Below are 18,137 nucleotides of genomic sequence, written 5' to 3' on the forward strand. Positions count from 1 at the left end.
GCCACGCTCCCCGCGTGGCGGTGCCGGCTGCCGACCAGTACCGGGCAATCCCGCCGGGCGCTGGCGAAACGAGTGATGCACCGGACCGGCGGACGCCGGACTGGTGGGGAGTGCGGGAGGACCAGGGTGAGTGGACCCACGGGTGCTGCGGGAGGCGCCGCAGGCGGCCGTCCGGGCGCAGCACAGGGTGGTATGCCGTACGGCGGCATGCCGCAGACTCCGTCCGAGCACCCGGCGGCGTCCACCTCGCTGATGCCGCCGGTCGGATCGGCCGGACAGCCGGGCGCGTCGGGCGGCTACGGCACGCCACCGCCGCCGCCGGCTCCGCCGGCCACGCCCCCGGCGGCGGGCAACGGGTTCTCGACGCCGACCACCTACGCCAAGGGGCAGCCGACGCCGGCCCGCGGCACCCGGGTGAACGCGGGCGCACCGGCCTCCGGGCCCGGTCCGGCCGCCCCGGCGGGCGGCGCCGCCCGGCGTCCCGCCCCGGCGCCGGCCGCCGGAGCGGGCGGGCGTACCCGCAAGGCCAGGCTGCGGGTGACCAAGGCCGACCCGTGGTCGGTCATGAAGGTCAGCTTCCTGCTGGCCCTCGCGGTCGGCGTGATCCTGATCGTCGCGGCCGCGGTGCTGTGGATGACCCTGGACTCGCTGGGCGTCTTCGACTCGCTGACCAAGACCCTGAAGGACGTCACCGGTTCGGACACCACCGGCGGCCTCAACCTGATGGACTACGTCGGCTTCGGCAAGGTCATGAGCTTCACCGTGCTGATCGCGGTGGTGGACGTGGTGCTGCTGACCGCCCTCGCCACGCTGTCCGCGTTCATCTACAACGCCGCCGCCGGCTTCACCGGCGGCATCGAGCTGACCCTGGCGGAAGAGGACTGACACCCAGTCACTTCCGGCGGAATGTGCGGGCCCCGAAGGCTGTTCGAGCCTTCGGGGCCCGTCGGCGTTCCGGCCCCGGGGCGGCGCCCCGCAGGTACGTGCGTCCGGGTGACGGGCGCGGTGTCCCGGCGCGGCGCCGGAGCACCTGTCGGCCGTCGTGGGCTTAGCTGGGCACGGCGTTCGAGCGGATGCGAGGGGCGCAGGCAGGTACGGCCGTACGGCCGTACGGCGGTGGACGGAGGCGTGCGATGGCTGAGCTCGCGAAGCAGATGGTCGGGTCGCTGGAGGCACTTCTGGGGGCGCGGATCCCCCTGCGCGTCCAGGCCTGGGACGGCAGTCTCGCCGGGCCGCCCGGCGCACCCACCCTCGTCCTGCGTAACCGGCGGGCCGCGCGCCGCCTGGTCTGGCAGCCCGGCGAGCTCGGCCTCGCGCGGGCCTACGTCGCGGGCGACCTGGAGATCGCCTCCGACACCGACCTGTACGAGGTGCTGACGGCCGTCGCCCACTTCGCGGAGCGCCCCGAGATCCGCCGGCTCAACCTGGGCCTGGCCGACGCGGTCGGCCCCCGCGGGCGGCAGCTGCTGCGCACGGTCATGCAGGCGGGCGCCCTGGGGCTGCAGCCCACGCCGCCCGCCGAGGAGGCCCGCGCGGTGCGGGGCAGGCTGCACAGCCGCAGCCGCGACCGCGCGGCCATCAGCCACCACTACGACGTCGGCAACGACTTCTACGGCCTCGTGCTCGGCTCCTCGATGGTGTACTCCTGCGCGTACTGGACCCCGCAGGCCCGCAGCCTGGAGGACGCCCAGGCGGCCAAACTCGACCTGATCTGCCGCAAGCTGGGCCTGCGTCCCGGTATGCGGCTGCTGGACGTGGGCTGCGGCTGGGGCTCCCTGCTGCTGCACGCCGCCGAGCACTACGGGGTGGAGGCGGTCGGCGTCTCCATCTCGGCCGAACAGGTCGCCCTGGCCCGCCGCCGGGTCACCGACGCCGGCCTCGCCGACCGGGTCGAGGTCCGCCTCCAGGACTACCGCGAGATCCCGGACGGCCCCTTCGACGCCATCTCCAGCGTCGGCATGGCCGAGCACGTCGGCTCCGACCAGTACCTGGCCTACGCCGCCGGCCTGTACCGGCTGCTGACCCCCGGCGGGCGCCTGCTCAACCACCAGATCTCCCGCCGCCCCAGCCCGCCCGGCGAGCCGTACGAGCTGAGCCCCTTCATCCGCAAGTACGTCTTCCCCGACGGCGAGCTCGCCCCGGTCGGCACCACCGTCTCCCTCCTGGAGTCGGCCGGCTTCGAAGTCCGGGACGTCGAGTCGCTGCGCGAGCACTACGCACTGACCCTGCGCGAGTGGGTCGCCAACCTGGAGGCGAACTGGGGCCGGGCCGTACGCCTGGCCGGGCACGGTCGGGCCCGGGTCTGGCGGCTCTACATGGCGGCGTCCGCGCTCGCCTTCGAGGAGAACCGGCTGGGGGTCAACCAGGTCCTCGCCGTACGCACCCCCGTCACCGGCGCCGCGGGCCTCCCGCCCACCCGCGAACAGTGGCTCGCCCGCCCGCAACGCCCTGAGCTGCACCTCGCCGCCGGCGGCCCCGGCGGCCGCTCCGACGGGGCCGCGGATACGGATTTGGGAGATCGGCCGTCGGTCCGCTAATCTTTCAGTGCGGCAAGGGCCTATAGCTCAGACGGTTAGAGCGCTTCCCTGATAAGGAAGAGGCCACAGGTTCAAGTCCTGTTAGGCCCACCTGCACGAAGGGCCCGGATGATTCCTCATCCGGGCCCTTCTTCGTGCCAGTTACGCCAACGGTTTACGCCAGTCTCCCCAATCCCCCAGTCATTGAGTGGGGGATTGGTCGGCTACCAGAGATCCAGCTCCTCTCCGTTGGGCATCCACGCGCGCATGGAGATTTCCCTGCCCCCGCTGGGTCGGCCGATGATCACACCGTGGGGCGTGTAGGCGATCTCGCCCCACTCCCCGATCCACTCCACGGTGATGGACTCCCCTTCCTTGATGGTGGCCTCCAGCCCGTGAGGCTCGAAGAACACCTGCAGTTCGGACTGCCTCAACGCCTGGACTATGAATCGCATGCTGCATCGTCCCAAAGGGTGGCTTGGCCAGTCACCTGCTCCGACCACACGACGCGGCTAGCCCGCAGCGTTCATCGCGTCCCGCAGCGTGCTGCTCAGCTTCGCGGCAGCAGCACGCTGCGAGTCGGTCGTCACGTGGGTGTAGATCTCCAGCGTGGTCGTAATCCGGCTGTGCCGCAGGATCTTCTGTGCGTCGTTCGGGTGGACCCCCAGCAGGGCCAGCAGGCTGCCCGTGGTGTGCCGGGTGTGGTGCAGCGTGATCCGGCGGACGGTGGAACGGAGCACCCGCCGCTCGAAGGTGCCGGAGAACCCGTCCGGGTCGATCATCCCGCCGGTCTCGGTCGTGAAGACCAGGTCCATCTCCGTCCAGCGTTCGCCGGCCTTCTCCTTCTCCAGCCGCTGGACCACCCGTCGCTCCCCCAGCGCTTCCAGGCAGAGCCGGGGGAGCGGCAGGGCCCCCTTGGAGTGCTCCGTCTTCAGATCGGCGTGCACCAGTCCGACCTTCTTGCGCCGCAGCACCTGCTTGCGCGGGTGGGCTGTGCCGGTGGACAGGTCCAGGTCGATCCACCGCAGGCCCAGCAGCTCCCCGCGCCGCAGGCCCAGCACGATGGAGAACACGAACGCCGCGTAGAGGCGGTGGGAGCGCGCCGAGCGCAGGAAGGTGATCGCCTCCCGCCCCGACCACGGGATGACCTCCTTGGCCGTGGCCTGCGGCATGTCCACCAGGGTCGCCACGTTCCGCAGGATCAGCTCCTCGCGCATCGCCCGGTTCAGCGCGTTGCGGAGCGTCTTCATGCACTCCTGCCGGGTGGAGCCGCCCACACCGGCGCTCGCCAGCTCCTTGAAGAACTTCCGCAGGTCAGCGGTGCCCAGCTTGGTCAGCTTCTTTTTCCCCAGCCTGGGGACAAGGTAGAGCCGCACCATGGTCTCGTACTTGTCGTACGTGTTCGGGCGCTGGTTGGGCTTCACGATCTCCTCCAGCCAGTAGGCCAGGAAGTCGGAGAGGGACCAGGCCTTGGCCGGCGTCGGCACCCCCTTGTCCTCCAGCTCCTTGGCCTTGGCCAGCTTCTCGGCCGCCTCATCGTGGGTCTTGCCGTACCGGGAGATGCGCTTGCGCTCGCCCTCGGTGGTGGTGACGTACACCCGTGCCTCGTAGGTGCCGTCCTTGCGCCGGGTGATGCTCCCGGCGCCGTTCGGGTTGCGCTTGGTCATCAGCGGTTCTCCTCGATCTGGTTGCGCATGTAGGCGGTCACGTCGGCGGCGTCGAAGCGCCGGCAGCGGCCGATGGTGAAGCTGGGCAGAGCGTTGGAGCGAATGAGGTCGTAGACCTTGCTCCGGCTCAGCCGGAGTGCGGCCATCACCTCGGCGACGGTCAGAACCTGCGGGGCGACGGTGGTCACGGTTGGTCCTCCTGCGCGGTGCCGGGCGGGCTGGGGTGCGTGACAGAACCGACAGAACTGACAGAACCTCTCGATATGGGCTCTGACCTGGGCATCTACGGTCCGGGTGAGCTGTGACAGAACCGGTCGGAAACTCTGACAGAACCCCCGGCGGGTCCGGGGGTGTCCGGGGGCCGGGGGTTCTGTCGGAGTTTCGGTGAGGTTCTGTCGCGCGGTGCTGTTGGTCGTTTTCGCTGGTCAGAAGCGGTGTCGGGGGGTTCTGTCAGTTGTGTCGGTTCTGTCGGAGGGTCAGAGGGCGGGCTGGGTGATGTCGGGGTGGGTCTGGTACCGGGGGGAGGGCGGCCGTCCGCCGCGTCCGGTGCGGGCGGGCGGGGCTTCCTGGCGGATCCAGCCGTGTTCTTCGAGCAGGGCGAGGGCGGGGTCGAGGTCGGCGACGGTGGGGAAGTCGCCCCGGGCGAGGCCCCGGAACAGCTCCCGCTTGGTCACGACGGGCCCGCCGGCGGTCCGCAGGTGGGTGAGGACGGTGCGGGCGCGGCCGAGGGCGGGGTCGGAGCCCATGGCGTCGAAGACGGCGAGGGCGTGTGCGGCGTAGTACTCGCCGATGCGGGCGGCGGCGTCGATCGTGTCCTTCTCGATCGGGCGGGTGTAGCCGTCGGCGGGGTGGGTGGCCAGGTGCAGGAGGCCGGCGATCCGTACGACCGCGCCGTCCAGCTTGCTGGCCCAGGTCACGACGTGGGCTAGCGCGCCGCCCTTGGCGAGCATGGGCTCGGTGCGCTTCTGCTGGTCCAGCACCGCCCGGTCCGCGTCGGGGGTGAGGGTGAGGACGGCGGGGTCCGTCCAGTCCGCCATGGCGAGCGTGAGTTCCTTCAGCGTCGCGGCGTAGGTGTCGGCGACCTCGTCCGGGATGATCTGCGGCTCAAGGTTGCGCTGCCCGACCAGGGAGGCGGGCAGGGCGTAGAGGAACCGGGCGAGCAGGCCCCGGCCCTCGAACCCCCGGACCTTGGCGATGTCGTCCAGGACAGCCGGCTGTACGGCCAGGCCGATGGTCAGGGCGGGGGACTTGATGAACTGGGACTCGCGGCCCTGCCGGTTGACCCGGATCATGTCCCCGGCATGGGCCTTCAGGAAGACGTCCATGTTGGGGCCGCCGCTGCTGTACCGGCCCGCGATGATGTCGAACAGGCCGCCCTCGGCGCTCAGCGCGGCGATCCGCCCGCCCTGCTGGTCGAGCAGCGTCGCGGCGTTCTCCGGGGTGATGTCGTCGATGATGAGCTGGGGCTTCTCGGGGACGGTCGCGGACTCGGCGGCTTGCGCGAGGGCCACGGCTTCAGCCGTGAGCTTGTCCTTCTCGTCCGCCGGGGCACCGGCCGCGCGACCGGCGGCCTTCTCGGCGGCGGCCTTGGCCAGCTTGGCCATGGTCTCGGCCTCGGCGCGGGCTGCGCCGCTGGCGTCCGCCATGGTCTGTTCCACGGCCAGCAGGGGTGCGGCCATGAACGCGAACACGGCGGACTTCCGGTTCCCCGGCGGCAGCGCCACGACGGTGTAGAGGTTCACGGGCTCGCGCCACCGGCCGCGCACGGAGACCTCGGCCCGGCCGCCGGCCGCCGTGGCCAGCACCGCCAGCGCCAGCGATCCGGCGAGGTCGAGGGGGGTCTGTGTCTCCTCGGAGACGGCGGCGACCGCGTCGCCCAGCCAGGCCGGGAGCGCGGCGGCGGGGAACGGCGGCAGGGTGCGGGCCTGCCCCAGCGGGATGGGGGTGTCCCAGTCATCCGATTCGGCGGGCGGCGGACTGTCGTTCCACTCGGGGCCGAACAGGCTGGTCACGTTGTCGTACGGGGCGTCAGGGCGCTGGCCGGGGACGGTCACGAAGAATCCTCCAGAGACGGTGTGCGGGGCTGTGAGAGGGCCCTGTGCGGGCGGGGCGCCGAGTACGGGCGCGGGAGGACGGGGGCGGGTAAAGCGGCTTTCCCCGCCCCCGTATCGGGCGGGGCCGGGCTGTCAGGCCGCGCGCAGGGTGCCGGCGGCCTTCGCGAAGGCCCGGCGGATGGTGCGCTCGCACTCGGTGTGCGGCAGGCCGGTGCTCTGGCCCGCGTGCAGCAGTGCGTCGAAGGCCAGGGCTTCGGGGACGGTGCCGGCGGCGATGTGGGCCCCGAGGGCGGCGGCGCTGGCGAACAACTGGCGCCCGCGTCCGGGGTGGCGGGTGGCGGCGACCTTCGCGGCCTCGCGTTCCAGGACGGCCTTGGCGTAGGCGCCCTGCCGGCGGATGCTCTGCCGCAGCTTCTCAGGGTCCGGCAGGCTCACCGCCACGGGTGCGGGGGTGAGCAGGGCCAGCAGCTCCGGCGGGGCCGGGGCGATGGTGCCCGGGTCGGTGCCGGGCGCGAAGCGGTAGGGGCCGCTCTCTCCGAGCGATCCGGGGCCGACCAGGTACCCGGCGGGGCCGCGCACGTCGATCCCGGGGGCGACCTTCCCCGCAGAGTTGGGGAACCGGGCGTCCGCCGGTGCGGTCAGCCAGTGGTGCAGCCCGCCGGACGGGGTGGCGACGGTGGCCGTGGCGGGGGTGGTGAAGCCGTGCACCTGCTCAAGGCGGCGCAGATCGGCGACGCCGTCGAGGCCGTGCTTGACGTCGAGGTCGAGGCCGACCAGCCAGTGCGGGGCCCGGCCGCACGCGATGCCGTAGCCGGTGGCCCACGCCGCCGTACGGAACAGGCGCTCGATCAGGGCGGGTTCGGTGGTGGCGTCGTGGACGCCGTGGCCGAACCTGCCGCACGCGCCGTGGCACTCGGAGCGCTTCTCGGGAGGGTGCGGGCTCGGGACGGCGGGCTTCTTGGAGCGGGTGAGGGGGAAGACGGCGAGGCCGCGCTGTGCGGCGTGGTGGGCGGCGGCGAGGGCACGGCGCCAGTCCTCGGACATGGGCGACTCCTCAGCGGGAGTGAAGGAGAGGGAATTGAGCGGCGACGAATGGGAGGGGCTGGCTAGGCTGGCGCGATGACGAGACCCGATCTGGTGATTGACCTCAGAGGGCGGCGTATCGAGACGCTCAGTGACTTCTGGGATGCCGTGATGGGGCCCTGCATGCTGCCGAGCTGGTTCGGGCGGAACCTCGATGCCTGGAGGGACTTGACCGAGAGCGTCCAGGGGGGTCTCTCGGATCATCTCGAACGGCACGACAAGATCGTGATCCGAGCCGACGCGAAGGGACTGTTCGCCCCCGGCAACCGTCACGGCAGCCTGCTCATGGACCCCGACGGGCAGAAGACGCGATGGGAGATCTCCGGCTGACCGTTCGTTGCCGGCGGCCGGCGGAGCGGACCCGTCCCGGTGTTCGGCGCAAATCTTGTGCGAGGGCCTGCGCTGGTCGTCCCGGAGCGGGGTGGGGCGGCCGCACCAGCGGCAGGGCTTGTCGCCGGTGCGGTCGAAGTGGGAGGCGTCGTGCCAGTCGAGGGCGGCCACGGGGTGCCGCTTCAGGCAGCCGCGGGAAGGTGGCGGACCGCATCGCCGAGGGCGGCGGCGAGGATGTGTTCGCCGAGCAGGGGCGGGACGGCGTTGCCGATCTGCTGGCCGATGTCCCGTCCGGACCACGGGTGGTCGGCGGGGAAGGTCTGCAAGGCGCCGGCCTCACCCGAGGTGAAACGGGACTCGGCACCGTCGGGGTCGAGGACGCGGGAGCGGAAGACCTTCCCCGTGACGGTCGCCGCCGGCACGTCGGCGGTGCGGCGGCCGCGTGCGGCGGGATCGCCCCCGGTCCCGTAGTTGGAGACGACCGTGAACCCGCCGGGCCGGTCGAGGGTCTGGCGCATGCTCACCCACGGGAGGAGACGCCCGTCCCCGCCGTCCTGCCCGACGCCGGGCCGGTACGGGCGGTGGGTGGGTGTGGGCAGGGCGGCGGGGACGTCGAGGCGGGCGATGAGGACGGCGCGGCGGCGGGTCTGCGGCACCCCGTACTGCTCGGCCTTCAAGACCCCCGTCGCGACCGAGTAGCCCTCGGCCCGCAGCACGGCCGCGTAGGCGTTCCAGACGGGCAGGGCGGCGGGCACCTGCTCCAGCACCACCGACTCGAAGGCACGGCCCGCGTCGGCGGCCGCGAGGGCCCAGCGCAGGGGCTCCAGCACCAGGGCGGTGCGTTCGTCCGCGAGTGCGGCAAGCTCCCGTCCGACGGGGCGGCGGACGCCCATCAGGGACACCAGGCCAAGGACGGTGTCGAGTTCCCGGCGGCCGCTGCCGGTGCCGGTGGCGCTGAACGTCTGGCACGGCGGCCCGCCGAGCAGCCGTTGCGCGTCCGGGAAGTCGCCCGGTCCGAAGTGCCGGACGTCGCCCTCGACGGTGGCGAGGCCGGCCGCGCGCCGGGTGGCGCACGCGTCGGGGCTGCGCTCGATGCCGACGGGGTGAAGGCCCGCTGCGCGGGCGGGCAGGTCGAGGCCGCCGACGCCGGCGAACAGGTCCACGGTGTCGTAGGTCATACCGGTCCCTCCGGGTTCAGCGGTTGCGGTTGGTCATGCGGTTGGAGACGTTGAGGCTGACGTTCACCGCGCCGCCCCGCCCGCCGCCGCTGTTGCTGTTCTTCAGCAGCCAGGCGAGGGCGAGGACGGCGGCGAGCAGGCCGAGTCCGGTGGTCGCGGCGGCGACGGCCTGGAGGAGGAACGCGGTGCCGACGCCGGCCGCGCCGATGCCGATGCCGCCGCAGAGCAGGCGGGCGGGCCACGGGTCGCCGGTCGGGGCCGGGGTGAACGCCGGGGGCTGCGCGGGGAGGTAGGCCGGGACGGGGTGGTGGACGACGACCGGCGCGGGGGCGCCCTGGTAGGGGACGAGCGGTGCGGCGGTGGGGTTGGTGGCGTAGAGGGGGTGGCCGTCGGCGGTGTAGAGCACCGGGGCGACGGGCTGCTGGGGATGGTGGTTCACGGTGCTCTCCTGTCGGGGCCGTACGCGGGCGGGGCGGGTCAGTTGAAGGAGGCGAGGAAGTGGGCTAGGGCGGTGAGGCCCTGGTTCACGGGGTCGGCGAGGCCGGTGGAGGCGGCGGTGAACCCGGACAGCCAGATGGGCAGGGCGGTCGGGGTGGTGGTGCGCTGGGTGCGGATGAGGATGATCGTGATGAGGCCGAACACGAGGGCGGCGGACGCGGTGATGAGCACGGCGGAGCAGTCCCTTCCGGGGTGTCAGAAGTTGCGGGTGCGGGGTGTCAGGTCGGGTGACAGAGGGGTGACAGTCGCCGACTGTCACCCCTCGCGCGCACGCGTTACCTGGGGAAACGGGCCCTGGGTGACAGTCGCCGACTGTCGCCTGTCACCTAGGCGACCGGGGTGCGCTCGGGCACGATCTCGTAGCGTCCGGCGCGGTCGGTCTCCCGCAGACGGCCGATCAGGACCATGTCGGCGACCTGCCCGGAGACCCACTGGCGGGAGCGGTTGAAGCGGTCGCAGTGCTCCATGAAGTCGGTGGGCCCGACCTCGGTGCGGCCCTCGTCCTCGAACTCCGCCAGCAGATCGGTCATGGCGGCCCGCGCCTCCTGCTGGCCGAGCTTGCGGGCCGGAGGACCGGTTGGTCGGGCGGCGAGGGGCAGGATCGTGCGGACCTCGGGGAGGGCCTGCTCCGGGTCGATCCACTCCTGACCGTCGTCGTCCGGGTCGGTGTCGTCGTCCACGTCGTCGTCCTCGGTGAGGTAGAGCGGCCCGTCGTCCTCGTCGTCCCACCCGTCCGGGCCCGGCTGCCCAACCGGGGCGGCGGGTGCGGTGGGGAGGGGGTGGCGGGTGCGCTTGGTGAACGCGGGGCCGGCGGCCTTGGCGGCGGCGCCGGCGGTCACCGGGTCGCAGGCCGACCGGACGTCGGCGAACGTGACAGCGGCCCAGTGCAGGTACTCGGTGGGGGTGAGGTAGGACCGGGCTGGCGTCGCCCAGAACGTCTCCGGCACGCCGTTCGCGACCAGGTAGGAGTACCCGGGCTTCTTGTCCTTCCACGTGTGCGGCGCCGCCCCGGCGTCCAACGCCTCGTCGGGGAGGGCGAATCCGGCGTCCCGCTCGTCGCGGACCCCGAACACCCACGACGACCCGAACGACGCCCGGGAGTCCGTCGACACCTGCGTGCCGGAGGCCCGCTGCAGGGAGATGACCAGGGAGATGCCGGCGGACCGGGCCTCCTGGGCGATGCCGGTGAACACGTCGTCGTCCGTCTCCCGGATCGTCTTCGCGGCCTCCTCGAACCACGCCACCAGGTACGGCATGCCCGGGGAGCCGTCGGCCTGCGTCCCGGCACACGCCGGTTCCCACTGCTTGTAGCCGTACTTCGCCAGCCACGCGGTGCGGGCCGGGATGGACGCGCGCAGGGCCTCGATCATGGCCTTGGTGGAGTTCATGTCGAGCGCCGCCCAGTCCAGGGACGGCAGCAGCGGACCGAGGGTCTGCTCGGCCTTGGCCGGGTCGGACGCCCACACGATGACGTCGCGGCGGGTGACGACCTCACCGAGGACGGTGATCCCGCCCTCGGACTTCCCCGATCCGGTCATCCCCATCACGATCAGGTGCATCGCGTTGCGCCCGGCCTGCGGGTCACCCGGGAACCAGAGAACGGCGTGGCTGCCGTCCTCGTAGATCCCGACGACGATCGGGTCCGCGATCGACCCGCCGGGCGAGGACGGCCCCGGGAAGGCGACGGTGTTCTTGAGCAGGTCGTTGGGGACGACGGTGATCGAGGCCCGGGAGGAGTCTTCCGGGTCGGTGGTCATCCGCACCGCGTTCTTCGCGACCTTGAACGCCCCGGCCAGGCGCGGCAGGGCCTTGGCCACGTCGTCCGGGGTGAGTTCCCCGGGTGGGAGCTGCAGGTCGAACGTCGCCTTGTTCGGCGCGACCTTGGCACCGGTGACCATGGTCTTGGCCAGGCCCACCTTTTCCAGCAGGCCCTTGTCCGCGCCGGCGGTCTGGCCGTCGGCGTTGACCCGCAGGATCTGGCGGATGTTCCAGGTGGCGGCGAGCGCCGGGGCGCCGATCAGGTAGAGGCTGCCGAGGGGACCTGCGGCGGGGCCTGCGAGGGCCGCCGCCGTGAACCAACTCGTGCCCGCCGCAACGGTGATGGCCGAGTGCAAGCGGCGCTGCTGGGTGGTCGACTTCCCGGCCCACCAGGTCGCCACGGTGAGGCCGACGGAGGCGAGGGTGAGGCCGGCGGACGCCGCCGCCGACCCGCCCCACATGCCGTAGGCGGGCAGGGAGAGGACGCCGGTTCCGCCGGCGAGCAGCCACGGCGGCAGGTAGGGCTTGGCGCGGTCGAGCAGGTACTCACCCACGCCGCCGCCACCGCCGCCCCGGCCGTAAGCGCCGTGCTGGCCGGGCTGGTTGGGGTCGAGGTGGAGCGGGTGGGCCATGTTGTTGGTGCCGGACACGGTGACCTCCTTCAGGGGTCAGTGCGGGACAGGGGGCGGGTCAGCCGCCGAAGTCGAAGGACCGGCGCGGCGGGCGGGGGCGGCCGGAGCGGTTCAGCTCCGGGTCGAACTCGCGCTGGAACGAGGCGTAGGTGCGGGCCGCGTTCTTCGCGGCGTCCTTGGCGTCGTCGGCGGTCTTCTTCAGGTGCTTCGCCACCCTGCGGGCCCGCATCTGGCCGCTGAACGGGCGCCCGTCCGGGTCGGGGACCTCCTTCAGCACCGCCTGCAGTACCTCGGCGGCCATGGCCAGCTCGAAGGAGAGCTGCAGGAACGCCGCGCGGGCGTTCTCGCAGTAGTTGCGGATGTCCGCGTTGGTGAAGAACTCCGGGTCCCCGAGCGGCGAGTGCGTGCGCCCGCCGCCGCGCTGCCCGCCGCCCTGCGCACCGGGATTGGCCTGCCCGATGCCGCCCGGACCGGCCGCCCGTCCGCCGCCGTCGTGCCCGCGCTGGCCACCGCCCTTCCCGTCGCCGGAGTTGTAGTGGAAGTGGTACTGGTTCCCACGCTGTCCACCGTCGGACTGCCGGCCACGCGGCCCGCCGCCCTGCCCACCGCCCTGGCCGGGGCCCTGGTCGGGCTGCTGCGGGCGGGCGTAGTTCTGGCCGGCCTGGAACCACTGCTCCTGCTGGTCGAACGGGTTGCTCTGCGGAGGAACGCTCACGTCAGGTCTCCTTCAGGTGCGGTCAGGGGCTTGGCGGCGACGGTGCGACGGGTGCGCCACCACGCGGCCTGACCGGCGGCGGTGCCGGCGGCCCAGAGGCCGAACAGCGGCCAGTTGACGGGGCCCAGCAGGCAGGCGGCGCCCGTCCAGAGCGCGACCGCGCCGGCGGCCAGGAACGGCAGGCGCAGGGCGCGGGCCCGGCGGCGCACCGCCGAGCGCGGGTGCCAGCGCCGCACGGCCGCCCACCCGGCGGGTACGAGCAGGGCCGGGACGACGAGGACGACCCCGGCGCCCGGCGCCGCGACGGACAGCAACCCGGCAGCGGCGAACAGGCCCAGCGCACCCCACGTCGGCGCCCACGCGGCGCGGTGACGCCACAGCGCACTGCCGGTCGCGTAGGCCAACTGACGCGTAAGAGTGGGCCGTTCGGGGATCATGACGACCAGCGGCGTCGTCCCCCGGCCGAGGTCGATCACGTGGGCGGCCGGCGCACCGCGCCGCCCACGCTGACGGGGTATCTGGACCTTGGTGGTACGGACACGCGAACGCATCGGGCACTCTCCAAGCAGGTCGGAATGTTGGGGTGTTGGGTGATTTGCGCTGTGCGTCAGGCGGCGAGCGGGAGGCCGTCCGCGCACGGGAGGCAGGTGCCGTACCGGGCGGGGAGGACGTATCCGGCGTCGCGTCGGCAGTCGGGGCAGGTGCGTCTGGCCCGCATCGCCAGCGCGAGGGCGGCGGCCTTGGCGGGGGTCATCGGCCGGACCGGCAGGGCCAGTTCGCGGCGGTAGAGGTAGGCGGCGCGGACGCCGAGACGTCGGCTCTGCCAGAGGATCTGTGCGGCGACGGGCTGTCCGCCGGGGCGCAGGCCGGCGGCGCGGAGCTGGCGGCGGGTCAGGTATCCGTCGGGGGCCATCTGCCACGGGTACGTGGGGATACCCCCGTACCTCGTGCCGTCGGGGTCCCAGAAGCGCGGCAGGCTCACACCGTCACCTGCCCGGTCTCGGCGAGGGCCCGCAGGGCGTCGCGTACCCGCTGTGCGCGGGGCTGGCCGATGCCGTACTCGGAGCGCAGGGTACGTACGGCGGGCAGGCGTCCGGCGGCGAGTACATCCGCGAACTTCTCGGCGGCGTCCGGTGTCAGCTCGTCCGGCTCCCCGGGGTCTTCCCGCTGGTCAGCGTCCGGGTATCCGGTGTATCCGGGGATGTCGGGTACGTACTCGTCGGCCGTGTCGGGGCGGGTGGGCTCCGGTTCGGCGGCGGGTACGGGGCGCTGGGGGAGCGGCCAGAACTCCAGCTCCGGGAGCGCCTCCGGGGTCGTCGCGGCGCTCTCGTCCACCGGCTCCGGGTACGTCTCGGGTGCAGCGGATACGGCGGGTACCGGGTCCGGGTACGTCCCGGGTACGGCGGGTACGGGGTCGGCCCACAGTGGCGGGAGGTCGTCCTCCGGCAGCGGTTCCGGCAGTGCCTCCGGGGCGGTGGGGGTGGTGGCGTGGAGTACGTGTACCCGCCACAGCACCAGCGGTGCGATGGCGGATACGGCGACGATCAGCGGCCAGCCCTGGTGGATGACGCCGGCGCCGAGCAGGTGCGCGGCGGCGTTCGTGGCGATCATCCCGAGCACCGGCGGGAACACCTCCCGGCCGGCGCGAAGGGCCCGCAGGGCGTAGGTGTCCAGGGCGAGCGGCAGGCCGGCGGCGACGGCCGACCCGAAGCCGCAGTCGACCGCGAGACGCCACTCGCCGTGGGCGGAGACCGTCACGGCCGCCCCCATCGCCAGCCACGCCAGCAGGTCCATCCGGGGCTTCACCGCCCACCCCCGGCGGCGGAGGGCTGCCGGCGGGTCTGCTGTGTGAGGTCCGCGACGAACGTGCGAAGTGCGTCGGTGACCGCCTCCGGCACCCGGGTCACCGGGGCGGGGAGGGCGCTCTCGCGGATGTCCCGCCAGCGGGGCATGCCGCGCTCGACCTCGTTCAGGCCGCCGAAGATGCCGACCGGCTCAGCGCGGTCGATCGCGCTGGCCAGGCAGGCCGTGCGGACCGGGCAGGCGGAGCAGATGGTCTTGGCGCGGCGCTCGGCGAAGGTGTCGCCGGGCTCGGGGAAGAACAGGTCCGGCTCGGCGGCGGTGCACGCGGCGCCGCTCAGGCCCTGGTCGGGGGCGGTGCGCAGGTCGGCGATCGTGAGGGCGGCCGGGCGGCCGGTCAGGTGCGGGGTGATGGTGCCGGTGAGCCGGCGGACCGGGATGGGCATCAGGCGGCCCTCCAGGTGAGGACCCGGCGGCGCTCGGCGGCGTTGCGCATCAGGGCCTTGGCGTAGCGGGCGGCCTCCGGGGCCAGGTCCCGCAGCACCTCGGTGGCGACCGCGAGCCGGGTCCGCCGGTCGAGGTCGTCCTCACCGACGATGCCGGCGAACAGCTCCACGTCGACGCCGAGGGCCAACTCGGCGAACTCGGAAGCCGTAGCGGCCTCCTGGCCTGCGACAATCAGTTTCACGGGGTCTACCTCTTGTAGAAGGGGGCGTAGGCCCTGAGGGGCTGCCGCGCTCCGGCCAAGGAAGGCGCGGCGGCCCCGACTCATGGGCCCGGGCAACACGTCGGATGACGAGAAGCCATGGACCGCGACCCGCCCCAGCGGGGCGGATCGAGGGTCAAAGTCACTCGTCAAGCAGTGTGGGCCCCGCACCGGCCGGTCTCCCGGCGGTGCGAGGCCCACGTGTGTCGTCACCTTGGGGAGCGCGCTCCCGGTGAGGTGTGACGACGCGAGACCCTTCGGTCTCGAACCCTCCGGACTGACCAGGCGCCGGGTGCCTCAGCCCCATCTGTCCGGGGCTCCTTCATCCCGCGAGCGGCATTCCAGCCGCTCACGGGACGCATTCGTGCAGCTCAGAGCAGCCCAAAGAAGGGCGCTCTGTAGGACTTGACCCTGTTGGCTGACTTGTACCAACAAGCTCTGAGATGAGCTTGAGCCCTAGGTGCTGGCCCCGTCAAGCGATTCGGCGTACCTTGTTGGAACAAGTCATCCAAGTCAGGGAGTCCAGACATGGCCAAGCAGACCCCGCGCTACCACGCCATTGCCGATGACCTGCGGAATCAGATCAGTCGGGGTGAGTTGGCGCCGGGGCGGAAGCTTCCGACCGAAGAGGAACTGACGACGCACTACGAGGTCAGCCGCAACACGGTTCGCCTGGCTCTCGGGCGCCTGACCGAGGAAGGTCTCCTCGTCTCTGCGCAGGGGCGGGGCAGCTTCGTGCGCGAGCGCTACGAACCGGCCGTGTGGAACTGGTCCGTTCTTGAGTCGCGGTCTGCCCACGAGGCGAACCACAGCGCCGGGGATCAGTGGGCCAGCCAGATAGCAGGTAACGGGCAGACGCCGCACCAGGAGGTGAAGGTGTCGATTCGCCGACCGCCGGCCGAGGTAGCGCGGCAACTGGACCTTGACCCGGCGACGGCGCTCACCGTCGTGCGTGAGCGAGTGCGATACGTGGACCGGGAGCCGTACGCGCTTGCTGACTCGTACTTCCCCGAAGCGCTCGTTCGGGATACGCCGCTGATGCTGCCGGAGGACGTATCGGCCCCCGGCGGTGTGCTGGCGAACGCCGGGCTCATTCAGGTGCGGTTCAGCGACGAGATCACAGTTCGCATGCCCACCCGCGATGAGATCGAGCGCCTGGTGCTGCCTGCCTCCACTCCCGTGGCGGTGCACATGCGGACTGGATACGACAAGGACGGGCAGCCGCTCCGAGTCATGATTACGACGCTGCCGGGAGACAGGCACGTCATTCGCTACGACGTATCGGCGGACTGATGACGACAGTGGAACTTGTACGGCGCCCGGTGCCCCTGACTGAGCCGATCACGGCGCAAGACTGGATCTGGTACGCGGCCTACGGCTCGAACATGCACCTTGACCGGCTCATGTACTACATCGCCGGCGGGCAACCCGCCGGTGGCGCCCGCACCTACCCGGGTTGCCGCGATCGGAGCCAGCCACTGAAGGCAGTGCCCGTGCTGTTGCCCGGACAGCTCTACTTCGCGCTTGAGTCCATGGCGTGGACGGGTGGAATGGGCTTCTACGACCCGCTCGAAGCGGGCGATATGCCGGCGAGGGCGTACCTGGTCAAGGCTGCCCAGTTCTCTGACATCGCAGCGCAGGAGATGTATAGGGAGCCGGGTGCGGACGTTGACCTCTCGGCTGTGCTGGCCACCGGCCGCGCTCAGCTCGGTGAGGGTCGATACGAGACACTGGTCTGCCCCGGGAGCATCGACGGAGCACCGGTTCTCACATTCACCGCGCCGTGGCGCATGTCCGAGGCAGAGCTGAACCGTCCGTCGGCTGCCTACCTGCGGAACTTTGCATCAGGGCTTAGAGAGGCGCACGGTTGGAGTGCCGAAGCCAGTGCTGACTACCTCAGTGGTCGGCCGGGCGCTGCGGGGCAATGGTCTGCCTCCGCCGTCCTGGCGGCGCTGGCTGATGACGCCGGCGCTCCGGCGTTGGGCGTACGCCAGCGTTCTACGCCAACAGCGGCGGACAACGACGCACTCACGGGTACGAGTGAGGACTGACGGCCCCGGTGCCGTTGGCCTTGAACGGGTGCGTCGTGGCGCGATGATCACCTGATAAGGAAGAGGCCACAGGTTCAAGTCCTGTTAGGCCCACCGACGAAGGCCCGGAGTGATTCTCACTCCGGGCCTTCTGCCATGTCCGGCCCCGGGGCGCCCCCGGCAGGCCGGTGCGTTCCCGGTGAGGGCGAGTTCCTGCCGGGTTTCCCGGGTGAGGTGGCCCCGGGGCCTGGCGGCTGTCCGCGTGGTTCGGGCGGGACGGCTCTGGACGTGCCCGGAACTGTGCGGGTCTACTGGTGGTTAACCGGGTGGCCGGTGTGGGCGAGCGGAGAGGCGGACGACATGGCGCTGTTCTGGGCGATGAGCATTCCGGGGCTGGTCTGCGCGCTGGTGGTGCTGGCGTTCGTCGACCAGCTGGCGCTGCGGGCCAGGCGTTCGCGGTGGATCCCGTGGCGCGGGACGGGCCGGGAGGGCCAGATATCCGCGACGGGCTTCGAGCAGTTGCACGCGCAGTTCGCGGCGGGCAAGCAGCACGAGCTGGAGCAGCGGAAGACCACCCTGATGCTCCGCGACGAGGAGGGCGAGGGCGCGCCGCCCCGGACGAAGGTTGACCTGGCGGGCGGGACGGCTGTGGTGCGGATCCCGCAGGCCCACTGACCGGCTCGCCGGGCCGCCGCGCCCAACGGGCCCGCCGCCGGTGGCGACGGGCTCCACAGGGGTGCGCCGGGCCGGCCGCGGGACAGGAGGCGCGGCGTCAATCCCGCACCCGGACCGGCCGGTTGGCCCGGTGGCGGCTGGTCACGATTGGGACACCGGTGTGTATCATCGGCCGCAAGGCAGTCCACCCTCCCGACCGCCTGTTCGTGCTCGAAATCATGGACTCGCCGTCCGGCCAATCCGGCCGGAGTGATGTTGCTGAGTCCGCTACGCAAGAAGGACGAGGTCCCGCGGTGAAGAAGCTTCTCCTGGTCGCCCTGGTCGCCCTCGGCGGCTTCTTTGTCTACCGTCAGGTCCAGGCCGACCGTGCCGAGCAGGATCTGTGGACCGAGGCCACCGACCCCGTGCCGGCCGGCGCGCGCTGAGCGACGACGATCTTCGGGGGCGCCCACCGGCGCTCCCCCGGGCCGGCCGGCCGCAGCCGTGGGCTGCGGC

22 protein-coding genes and 1 tRNA gene are annotated in these 18,137 nt (G+C 72.3%); 8 read left to right on the forward strand and 15 right to left on the reverse strand.

What is annotated here, in order from left to right; translation table 11 throughout:
• Nucleotides 1–207 precede the first annotated feature (207 nt).
• From ACFUK0_RS35175 to ACFUK0_RS35185, 3 genes are all read left to right on the forward strand, one after another.
• Nucleotides 208–885, forward strand: coding sequence for a DUF3566 domain-containing protein (locus ACFUK0_RS35175; protein ID WP_380257193.1), 678 nt, complete (start codon nt 208–210; stop codon nt 883–885).
• Nucleotides 886–1,133: 248 nt separating this feature from the next.
• A complete protein-coding gene (locus tag ACFUK0_RS35180) occupies nt 1,134–2,537 on the forward strand; it encodes a class I SAM-dependent methyltransferase (protein WP_380257195.1) in 1,404 nt (467 codons plus the stop codon).
• 16 nt (nt 2,538–2,553) lie between these two features.
• Nucleotides 2,554–2,627, forward strand: a tRNA-Ile gene (locus ACFUK0_RS35185).
• 113 nt (nt 2,628–2,740) lie between these two features.
• On the opposite strand, the gene ACFUK0_RS35190 is transcribed toward ACFUK0_RS35185, so the two are convergent.
• The 5 genes from ACFUK0_RS35190 to ACFUK0_RS35210 form a co-directional block, all read right to left on the reverse strand.
• Nucleotides 2,741–2,971, reverse strand: a complete 231-nt coding sequence (locus tag ACFUK0_RS35190; protein WP_380257197.1) for a hypothetical protein — start codon at nt 2,969–2,971, stop codon at nt 2,741–2,743.
• Nucleotides 2,972–3,028: 57 nt separating this feature from the next.
• Nucleotides 3,029–4,183 carry a tyrosine-type recombinase/integrase gene (locus ACFUK0_RS35195; RefSeq protein ID WP_380257199.1) on the reverse strand — a complete coding sequence of 385 codons (1,155 nt, stop codon included), beginning with the start codon at nt 4,181–4,183 and terminating at the stop codon, nt 3,029–3,031.
• Entirely contained in the window at nt 4,183–4,371 is a 189-nt protein-coding gene (locus tag ACFUK0_RS35200; protein ID WP_380257201.1) for a helix-turn-helix domain-containing protein, read from the reverse strand. Before ACFUK0_RS35200 ends, ACFUK0_RS35195 begins: the two co-directional genes overlap by 1 nt.
• Before the next feature lie 288 nt (nt 4,372–4,659).
• Nucleotides 4,660–6,195, reverse strand: a complete 1,536-nt coding sequence (locus ACFUK0_RS35205) for a YfjI family protein (RefSeq protein ID WP_380257231.1) — start codon at nt 6,193–6,195, stop codon at nt 4,660–4,662.
• A gap of 174 nt (nt 6,196–6,369) precedes the next feature.
• Nucleotides 6,370–7,281: a bifunctional DNA primase/polymerase gene (locus ACFUK0_RS35210; RefSeq protein WP_380257203.1), complete on the reverse strand. Its 912-nt coding sequence runs from the start codon at nt 7,279–7,281 to the stop codon at nt 6,370–6,372.
• Between the two features lie 75 nt (nt 7,282–7,356).
• Here ACFUK0_RS35210 and ACFUK0_RS35215 point away from each other — a divergent pair, with 75 nt between their 5' ends.
• Nucleotides 7,357–7,650 (forward strand): barstar family protein, encoded by a 294-nt coding sequence (locus tag ACFUK0_RS35215; RefSeq protein WP_380257205.1) that lies wholly within the window; start codon nt 7,357–7,359, stop codon nt 7,648–7,650.
• A gap of 182 nt (nt 7,651–7,832) precedes the next feature.
• On the opposite strand, the gene ACFUK0_RS35220 is transcribed toward ACFUK0_RS35215, so the two are convergent.
• From ACFUK0_RS35220 to ACFUK0_RS35265, 10 genes are all read right to left on the reverse strand, one after another.
• Nucleotides 7,833–8,828: a DNA cytosine methyltransferase gene (locus ACFUK0_RS35220; RefSeq protein ID WP_380257207.1), complete on the reverse strand. Its 996-nt coding sequence runs from the start codon at nt 8,826–8,828 to the stop codon at nt 7,833–7,835.
• 16 nt (nt 8,829–8,844) lie between these two features.
• Entirely contained in the window at nt 8,845–9,267 is a 423-nt protein-coding gene (locus ACFUK0_RS35225) for a hypothetical protein (RefSeq protein WP_380257209.1), read from the reverse strand.
• A 38-nt stretch (nt 9,268–9,305) separates the two neighbouring features.
• On the reverse strand, nt 9,306–9,497 hold the full coding sequence (locus ACFUK0_RS35230; protein WP_380257211.1) for a hypothetical protein: 192 nt from the start codon (nt 9,495–9,497) through the stop codon (nt 9,306–9,308).
• 155 nt (nt 9,498–9,652) lie between these two features.
• A complete protein-coding gene (gene traB / locus ACFUK0_RS35235) occupies nt 9,653–11,734 on the reverse strand; it encodes a plasmid transfer protein TraB (protein WP_380257213.1) in 2,082 nt (693 codons plus the stop codon).
• Nucleotides 11,735–11,774: 40 nt separating this feature from the next.
• On the reverse strand, nt 11,775–12,431 hold the full coding sequence (gene traA, locus ACFUK0_RS35240; RefSeq protein WP_380257215.1) for a plasmid transfer protein TraA: 657 nt from the start codon (nt 12,429–12,431) through the stop codon (nt 11,775–11,777).
• The gene (locus tag ACFUK0_RS35245; protein WP_380257217.1) at nt 12,428–12,982 is read right to left on the reverse strand and encodes a hypothetical protein; all 555 of its coding nucleotides are present in this window, start codon (nt 12,980–12,982) and stop codon (nt 12,428–12,430) included. Before ACFUK0_RS35245 ends, traA begins: the two co-directional genes overlap by 4 nt.
• A 56-nt stretch (nt 12,983–13,038) precedes the next feature.
• A complete protein-coding gene (locus tag ACFUK0_RS35250; protein WP_380257233.1) occupies nt 13,039–13,407 on the reverse strand; it encodes an RRQRL motif-containing zinc-binding protein in 369 nt (122 codons plus the stop codon).
• A gap of 2 nt (nt 13,408–13,409) precedes the next feature.
• Nucleotides 13,410–14,225, reverse strand: coding sequence for a hypothetical protein (locus ACFUK0_RS35255; protein WP_380257219.1), 816 nt, complete (start codon nt 14,223–14,225; stop codon nt 13,410–13,412).
• 8 nt (nt 14,226–14,233) lie between these two features.
• Nucleotides 14,234–14,677 (reverse strand): WhiB family transcriptional regulator, encoded by a 444-nt coding sequence (locus tag ACFUK0_RS35260; protein WP_380257221.1) that lies wholly within the window; start codon nt 14,675–14,677, stop codon nt 14,234–14,236.
• Nucleotides 14,677–14,919 carry a hypothetical protein gene (locus ACFUK0_RS35265; protein WP_380257223.1) on the reverse strand — a complete coding sequence of 81 codons (243 nt, stop codon included), beginning with the start codon at nt 14,917–14,919 and terminating at the stop codon, nt 14,677–14,679. Before ACFUK0_RS35265 ends, ACFUK0_RS35260 begins: the two co-directional genes overlap by 1 nt.
• Before the next feature lie 546 nt (nt 14,920–15,465).
• Here ACFUK0_RS35265 and ACFUK0_RS35270 point away from each other — a divergent pair.
• The 4 genes from ACFUK0_RS35270 (at nt 15,466) to ACFUK0_RS35285 (ending at nt 18,067) form a co-directional block, all read left to right on the forward strand.
• Nucleotides 15,466–16,230 (forward strand): GntR family transcriptional regulator, encoded by a 765-nt coding sequence (locus ACFUK0_RS35270; RefSeq protein ID WP_380257225.1) that lies wholly within the window; start codon nt 15,466–15,468, stop codon nt 16,228–16,230.
• A complete protein-coding gene (locus ACFUK0_RS35275; protein WP_380257227.1) occupies nt 16,230–16,988 on the forward strand; it encodes a histone deacetylase in 759 nt (252 codons plus the stop codon). The genes ACFUK0_RS35270 and ACFUK0_RS35275 overlap by 1 nt, the downstream gene beginning before the upstream one ends.
• A gap of 339 nt (nt 16,989–17,327) precedes the next feature.
• Nucleotides 17,328–17,642, forward strand: coding sequence for a DUF6191 domain-containing protein (locus tag ACFUK0_RS35280; protein WP_380257229.1), 315 nt, complete (start codon nt 17,328–17,330; stop codon nt 17,640–17,642).
• A gap of 293 nt (nt 17,643–17,935) precedes the next feature.
• The gene (locus ACFUK0_RS35285; protein WP_211785814.1) at nt 17,936–18,067 is read left to right on the forward strand and encodes a DLW-39 family protein; all 132 of its coding nucleotides are present in this window, start codon (nt 17,936–17,938) and stop codon (nt 18,065–18,067) included.
• Nucleotides 18,068–18,137 lie beyond the last annotated feature (70 nt).

The sequence above is a fragment of the Kitasatospora sp. NPDC057223 genome (assembly GCF_042669755.1).
Lineage (GTDB): Bacteria > Actinomycetota > Actinomycetes > Streptomycetales > Streptomycetaceae > Kitasatospora.